Origin of the sequence: Alloprevotella sp. oral taxon 473 str. F0040, assembly GCF_000318095.2 — a bacterium.
GTDB lineage: Bacteria > Bacteroidota > Bacteroidia > Bacteroidales > Bacteroidaceae > Alloprevotella.
The window spans coordinates 1-6,845 of sequence record NZ_KB290717.1 but is presented as its reverse complement, the minus strand read 5'-3'; the positions used below and the strand labels follow the sequence as shown (position 1 = coordinate 6,845).

Below are 6,845 nucleotides of genomic sequence, written 5' to 3'. Positions count from 1 at the left end.
GTTTCAATTCACGCAGCCCAAGCGGGCTGCGACGTAATACTTAGCGCCATCATAAGGAGATACTAGTTTCAATTCACGCAGCCCAAGCGGGCTGCGACAGTATACGCTGTGTCTGAGCATTAAAATCGGCTGTTTCAATTCACGCAGCCCAAGCGGGCTGCGACTTAATGCGCTGATGGTTAGCAGCCATCATATCTGTTTCAATTCACGCAGCCCAAGCGGGCTGCGACAGTATACGCTGTGTCTGAGCATTAAAATCGGCCGTTTCAATTCACGCAGCCCAAGCGGGCTGCGACGGTTGCTGCAAAGATACAACAAAAAAGAGATTCTCTCAAAGGATAAATCGCGAAAGTCCCTATTAGTGATTATTATAGATGTAGAAGATAAAGCTATTGAACTAGAACTAACTGATAATCAACCACTGCGAAACTCCAACAAAATAATGTTCACTTGAGGTTCGCAACCGAAAACATTCGTATAGCAATCGTTAGATTTTGTATGTACCATCAATATTACATATACTATGAAAGGTGTATTGGGCAAACAAGTAACCTCATTATCCACTACGGGCCTACAATTTATGGCTAGGGGCATCGAATCTCATTACCTCGTTAATAGAGAGTAATTGAGATTTCACACCGTTCAACAACGGTATCACAAAGAGTTTCAAGAAAGAAACAAGATAAAACAAAAAGATATATATTTATATTTGGTTATCTCAACAAGAAATAATACATTTGCAATCGTAACCCTTCCACTGATATCATCATATGATAAACAGCAACAGAAAGACATTTTGCCTCGAAATACGAGGAGATTTTGCTTGTTTTACCCGACCTGAACTGAAGGTAGAACGCGTAAGTTACGATGTGCCGACCCCTTCTGCACTTCGCAACATCTTCTCTGCTATTTTTTGGAAACCCTCAATGCGCTGGCATATACGGCGCATAGAAGTTTTACATCCCATCAATCGCACTTCCATCAAACGAAATGAGGTAGGCAGTAAGATGGGCAAGAATCCTATTTATGCAGATGACCCTAAAAATAGACAACAGCGAACCAGTTATATATTGCGCGATGTGGCCTATCGAGTATTTGCAGACTTAGAGTTTATCCCTCTTGAAAATAGACCTAAATGGCTGCAGCAAGAATGCAAGGATTCTGCAGCTGAAACTCCGATGAAATACTTCGAAATGTTTGAACGTCGGGCTTCTAAAGGGCAATGCTTCATGCAACCTTATTTGGGATGTCGAGAATTCTCTTGTTCGTTTGAATTACTTCCTCAACAGCCAGAAGGGCATGGTATTGAAGAAACGCGTGACTTGGGGATTATGCTTTATGATTTAGATTATATCTACGAATCACCTACTAACCCAAAGGAAAAGAAGAAAGAGAAAAGCCCCAATCCACTTTTTTTTGATGCGAAGATGGAACATGGAGTGATTGTCGTTCCTGATTATAATAGTGAGGAGGTTTTGCGATGATTTTACAAGCTTTATATCAATTATACCAATCTCTTGAGGCCAATGGGAAAACAACGCCTGAAGGGATGCAATGGAAGCCCATCCCTTTTGTAATCACCATCACTCCAGAAGGTCTGTATGTAGGGATTGAAGATACACGCGACAAAAAAGAGGCTCCAAAAGGTAAACTCTTCCTTGTGGCTAAGGATAAGAAAAGAACTGGCTCGAAGAGTTATGAGACAGCGAATCTTCTGTGGGATCATTCTGGGTATGTTCTCAACATCCCCACAGACGAGAGTGAACGAAAAGCAGAATTGGCTCCCTTACAGCACGAGGCCTTCCTCAAACTAGTAAACCAACTAGCAGAACAACATCCCCAACATGAAGGCGTACGTGCTATACGAGCGTTTTATGCACAGCAGGAACATTTGAAGGTGCCTCGAGAGCTCTTTACAAATCCGAAAGAAACAAGTCCCAATATTGTATTTAAGCTGAGCAATGCAACGGATGCCAATGAAGTGATTGCTTCTGACACGAATCTGGTTTGGGGAGAGTTAGCAGCAGAACAATCAGCAGGAAATGAACAAGTAGGACGCTGTCTCATCACTGGTGAGGTGCTTCCTCTAGCACGATTGCACGACACTATTAAGCTTCCAGGTGGACAAGCTAACCCTTCATTGATTAGCTTTAATCTCTCAGCTTTCAATTCTTATGGAAAGGAACAGGGAAGCAATGCACCTATCTCTCAAAAAGCTTCTAATGCAGCCATGGCTGCTATCAATGTTCTACTCGATAAAGATGCCGCTACTAACTACAAATTAGGAAATACGACCTTCCTTTTTTGGAGCACACTAACACATAATCAAGTAGTAGTGGAACAAGAGCAAAATTGGGGAGTAAGTCTTGATGAGTTGATGGCTTCATATAAAGAAGCAACTTTTAGTGGCTTAATCAATCAAGAGGAGGAAGAGGAAGATGCTCAAGAAAATCCTTCTACGACCAGCAAGACTAAGAAGAAAACTAAGAAAGAAAAAGCAGACCCTACAGCAGAAAGCGAACGAGTGTTGAAGGCACTACGCGTGATGACTTCTGCGAAAGATGGACACATCAGTTGGCAGAATCAGGAACGATTCTATTTACTTGGACTCATTCCCAATGCTAAACGTGTATGTGTTAAACTATGGATGGAAGGTACTGTCTCAGAAATCGTAGGAAATACGATACAACATCTGAAAGACCTCAACATCGTTAGTTTCAAAAACAGAAACCCTGATGAGGAACGTCCTCCATTGCGTTCAGTCTATAGTTTGGTACGTGCTGTTTCAACAGCTGACTCTGCCGATAAATGGTCTCCTATTTTAGTGCAAAGCATCGTGGAAAGCCTCATAAAGGGATTGCCCTACCCTCAATCTCTACAAATGGCTTGCCTTGATCGCGTTCACCACGATGGACGAAGTAAATATCCTGTCACCGAACTACGAGCTGCTATCCTTAAAGCCTATATCAATCGTAAATACAAGCAACCTATACTCGCCATGGCATTAGATCTCAATAATTCTCATCCAGCCTATGTGGCTGGTCGCGCCTTTGCCTTGCTCGAACGTATCCAAGAACTCGCTATTCCTGGAGTGAAAGCTAACATCACCGACCGATACTACAGAATGGCATCTGCTACTCCTAACATGGTGTTTGGTCGCCTATTCCAACTGGCTCAACACCATTTGACTAAAATCAAACGCGATAGCGGTGGTTTGGGCTATTACTTTGAACGTGAGTTGGGAAAGGTAGTGAATCTCCTACCTGGGGGACAGTCGGCTCTACCTGCTCACTTCACGCCCGACGAACAGAGCATCTTTGCGGTGGCCTATTATCACCAAAAAAACTACCGAGACGAGAAAGCAGAAGAGAAGGCTGCCGCCAAAGAAGTGGCGGAGGCTTCCGAAGGTTAACGGAATACTCAGAACGTTTTCTACAATTCCTCTAACTCTTTCTCTTATATAGCTATATAATCGTGATATTGCTAGTGACTTTTACAAGTCCTTTAACATAGCTACTACCTAAGATAAGAATTATAACGCTACTTCTATAATTAGAATCATCTAACCCACTTATATCTCAGAAATATGTCTACTCAAGCCCTTGAATACCGCTACGACTTTATCTTCCTCTATGATGTGCAAGATGGTAATCCTAATGGTGATCCAGATGCGGGCAACACACCTCGCATTGACTTCCAAACTGGACAAGGTCTCATCACAGATGTTTGCCTAAAAAGAAAGGTGCGTAACTATGTTATGCAGCAACGTGAGTCTTTTGATGAAGCACGCCAAGCAACAACTAATATCTTCATTCGCGAAAATGCAGCACTAAACAAAAGCATTGCAGCTGCCTATGACAATCCTAAGGTCAAAGAAGTAAATGACGCCCGCGCAAATATGTGTCTTAATTATTATGATGTTCGCTCCTTTGGTGCAGTAATGACCACAGGAAAAAATGCAGGTCAAGTGCGCGGCCCTATTCAACTGACTTTTGGTAGATCTATCGACCCTATTTTTCCCTCTGAGCACACTATCACACGTTTGGTAGATGTAGATGATGATGATAAGCACACAATGGGACGTAAGTCCACTGTGCCTTATGCTCTTTACCGCACTCATGGATTTATCTCTGCTGCCTTGGCTCAAGATACTGGGTTTTCAGAAGATGACCTTCAGTTGTTCTGGGATGCACTAACGAATATGTTTGATCTAGATCGTTCTGCTGCTCGCGGTCTTATGGCTGCACGCAAACTTATTGTGTTCAAGCACAACAGCAAATTAGGAAACGCACCCGCTCACAAACTCTTTGATTTAGTTAAGGTTGAAAAGAAAACTGATGTAGACGCTCCTCGTTGTTTCAACGACTACGTGGTAAGTATTGATACTTCTGCCCTCCCTGAAGGGGTTGAATTACTTGACCTCATCTAATTTATTTGCTTTTTTGACTAGATCCGTTTGTAGAAGGTAGTTATGCTATAGACTCAATTTGCTACAATTGCAAACAACAAATAAGAATCTAGTTGAGTTGATTTTCTTCAACACTTAGATCTATGGGTAGAATCGTCTATACTGAAGATGATATGCTCATGCTATCGGGCATCCAGCACTATTGCTTTTGTCCTCGCCAATGGTATCTTATCCATATTGAGCAACTTTGGAAGGACAACGCCCTTACTATGGAAGGAAATTGGCTTCATAAGAAGGTACACCAACCTGAAATGACAACGAAACGAAGGGATAAGATTACTCTTCGGAGTGTACCTCTTGCATCACCTACCCTCGGGCTCTATGGTTTCTCCGATGCAGTCGAACTAACGCCTGCATCGGAGAACAAAGAGGGAGGTTTCACCCATCCTAATTATCCTGGAAATTGGTGCGCTACACCTATCGAATACAAGCGAGGACGCCCTAAAGCACACAATGCTGACCGACTGCAACTTTGTGCGGAAGCAATTGCCCTCGAAGACCTTTATAATACCCATATCGCTAAAGGATTCTTATACTACGGAGAAACCAAACATCGTGAGATTGTACTTTTTGATTCATCTCTGCGAAAAGAAACCATGAAGACAGCAGAAGAAATGCACGAACTTGCGCTACATGACAGCCCCGTAACTCCAACTTATAAACCTCATTGCCGTTCTTGCTCACTGATTGACCTTTGCCTTCCTAAACTATCCCAGTTAACCTCTGCCTCGAACTATATTACAGAGCATCTAGAATGGTGATAATATCTAAACCTCTTTATATTTCTGGCTTATGCGTCACCTGCTCAATACATTGTATGTACTCACTCCCAATGCTTACTTGCAAAAAGATGGAGAGAGTCTTGCCGTAAAGGTTGAGGACGAGATAGCTTTGCGAGTCCCTATACACAATCTTGAGAGCGTTGTCTGCTTCACCTTCATGGGAGCTTCTCCAGGTGCGATGGCTCTGTGCATTGATCATGGTGTAAAACTTTCATTTCTCTCCCCTTCTGGACGCTTTATTGGTAGTCTTGAAGGAGCTATAAAAGGAAACGTATTGCTGAGGCGTGCACAATATAGAATGAGTGAAGATGAGTTACTCTCAACTCACCTTGGCTCTCTGTTCATTGGGGGTAAAATAGCGAACCACCGCAGTATACTTCGACGATTTCTGAGAGACCACCACCCAGATGAAACTATTACTGAAGAAATAGAGAATGCTGTCTGCCTCCTAAAACGAGAACTTGGTATGCTTCCCCATCAACATACTCGCCTCGAGATAATGGGAGTTGAAGGATACTCTGCAAATATCTATTTTGGTGTTTTCAAACATTTGATATTGAATCCAGAATTTCAATTTGAGAAACGTAGTAAGCGCCCCCCAAAAGATGAAGTTAATGCCCTACTTTCTTTCTTCTATACATTTCTTGCACATGATGTGAGAGCTGCTCTTGAAACTGTAGGTTTAGATGCTTATGTGGGTTTCCTGCATACCGACCGCCCAGGACGTCCCAGTTTAGCTTTGGACCTCATGGAAGAATTGAGAGGATATCTAGTAGATCGTTTTGTACTATCTGTAATAAATAAAAGACAAATACATAAAAACGATTTTATAGTGCAGGGCGAAAATGGGTATCTTATTCGTGAAGATACAAGAAAAGAACTCATTAGTTTGTGGCAGAAGAGAAAAAAGGATGTGATAACTCATCCCTTCCTACAAGAAAAAATCCCTATCGGCTTGTTACCCTACGCACAAGCTCAACTACTATCACGTTTTCTTCGCGGTGACCTAGATAACTACCCTGTATTTGTAATTACATAATAACCAGAAAATCTAAAACACTATGTATGTTCTTATAACTTATGATGTCTGCACCATTACAACATCAGGTGCTAAACGCTTACGCAATGTAGCAAGGATTTGTAAGAACTATGGACAACGCGTACAGAATTCTGTATTTGAATGTCTGGTAGATGCATCACAATTTGTTAGTCTGAAACAAGAGTTGCTACATATTATCGACCCAGATGAAGACTGTCTGCGCATCTACCAACTTGGTAAGAATTTCAGAACGCACATCGAATGTTTTGGCAGAAAGACTTCCTATGAAGTTGAAGGTACATTAATGATATAATTAAGCGACATCTAAGCACTATTAGTTGTGTTGGTCTATTACCAGCATAAAATTCGACCATAGAGCTTGGAAACAAATATGGAACACTATCCAATGCTACTATGAGAGCTCGTTACCAATACAATACGAACTCTATTCAAGCATCATACTAACACGTTTCTAGTATAATACAAACAAAATACAAGTACTATAAAACATGACACTAGTACATACAAGCACTACAAAACACGATACTTGCACCTT

General features: G+C 41.8%; 6 protein-coding genes. All 6 read left to right on the top strand.

Features of this window, described 5'->3' with window-relative positions; genetic code table 11:
- Window positions 1-770: 770 nt before the first annotated feature.
- The 6 genes from cas5c to cas2 all read left to right on the top strand — a co-directional run bounded on the left by cas5c (window position 771) and on the right by cas2 (window position 6,602).
- Window positions 771-1,484, top strand: coding sequence for a type I-C CRISPR-associated protein Cas5c (gene cas5c / locus HMPREF9999_RS05635; protein ID WP_009437517.1), 714 nt, complete (start codon window positions 771-773; stop codon window positions 1,482-1,484).
- Entirely contained in the window at window positions 1,481-3,412 is a 1,932-nt protein-coding gene (cas8c, locus tag HMPREF9999_RS05630; RefSeq protein ID WP_009437516.1) for a type I-C CRISPR-associated protein Cas8c/Csd1, read from the top strand. The genes cas5c and cas8c overlap by 4 nt, the downstream gene beginning before the upstream one ends.
- 174 nt (window positions 3,413-3,586) lie before the next feature.
- Entirely contained in the window at window positions 3,587-4,429 is an 843-nt protein-coding gene (gene cas7c / locus HMPREF9999_RS05625) for a type I-C CRISPR-associated protein Cas7/Csd2 (protein ID WP_009437515.1), read from the top strand.
- Window positions 4,430-4,551: 122 nt separating this feature from the next.
- The gene (cas4, locus tag HMPREF9999_RS05620; RefSeq protein ID WP_009437514.1) at window positions 4,552-5,229 is read left to right on the top strand and encodes a CRISPR-associated protein Cas4; all 678 of its coding nucleotides are present in this window, start codon (window positions 4,552-4,554) and stop codon (window positions 5,227-5,229) included.
- Between the two features lie 31 nt (window positions 5,230-5,260).
- Complete coding sequence (gene cas1c, locus HMPREF9999_RS05615; protein ID WP_009437513.1) at window positions 5,261-6,289, top strand: type I-C CRISPR-associated endonuclease Cas1c; 1,029 nt, start codon at window positions 5,261-5,263, stop codon at window positions 6,287-6,289.
- A gap of 22 nt (window positions 6,290-6,311) precedes the next feature.
- The gene (gene cas2, locus HMPREF9999_RS10280) at window positions 6,312-6,602 is read left to right on the top strand and encodes a CRISPR-associated endonuclease Cas2 (protein ID WP_009437512.1); all 291 of its coding nucleotides are present in this window, start codon (window positions 6,312-6,314) and stop codon (window positions 6,600-6,602) included.
- Window positions 6,603-6,845: the final 243 nt, after the last annotated feature.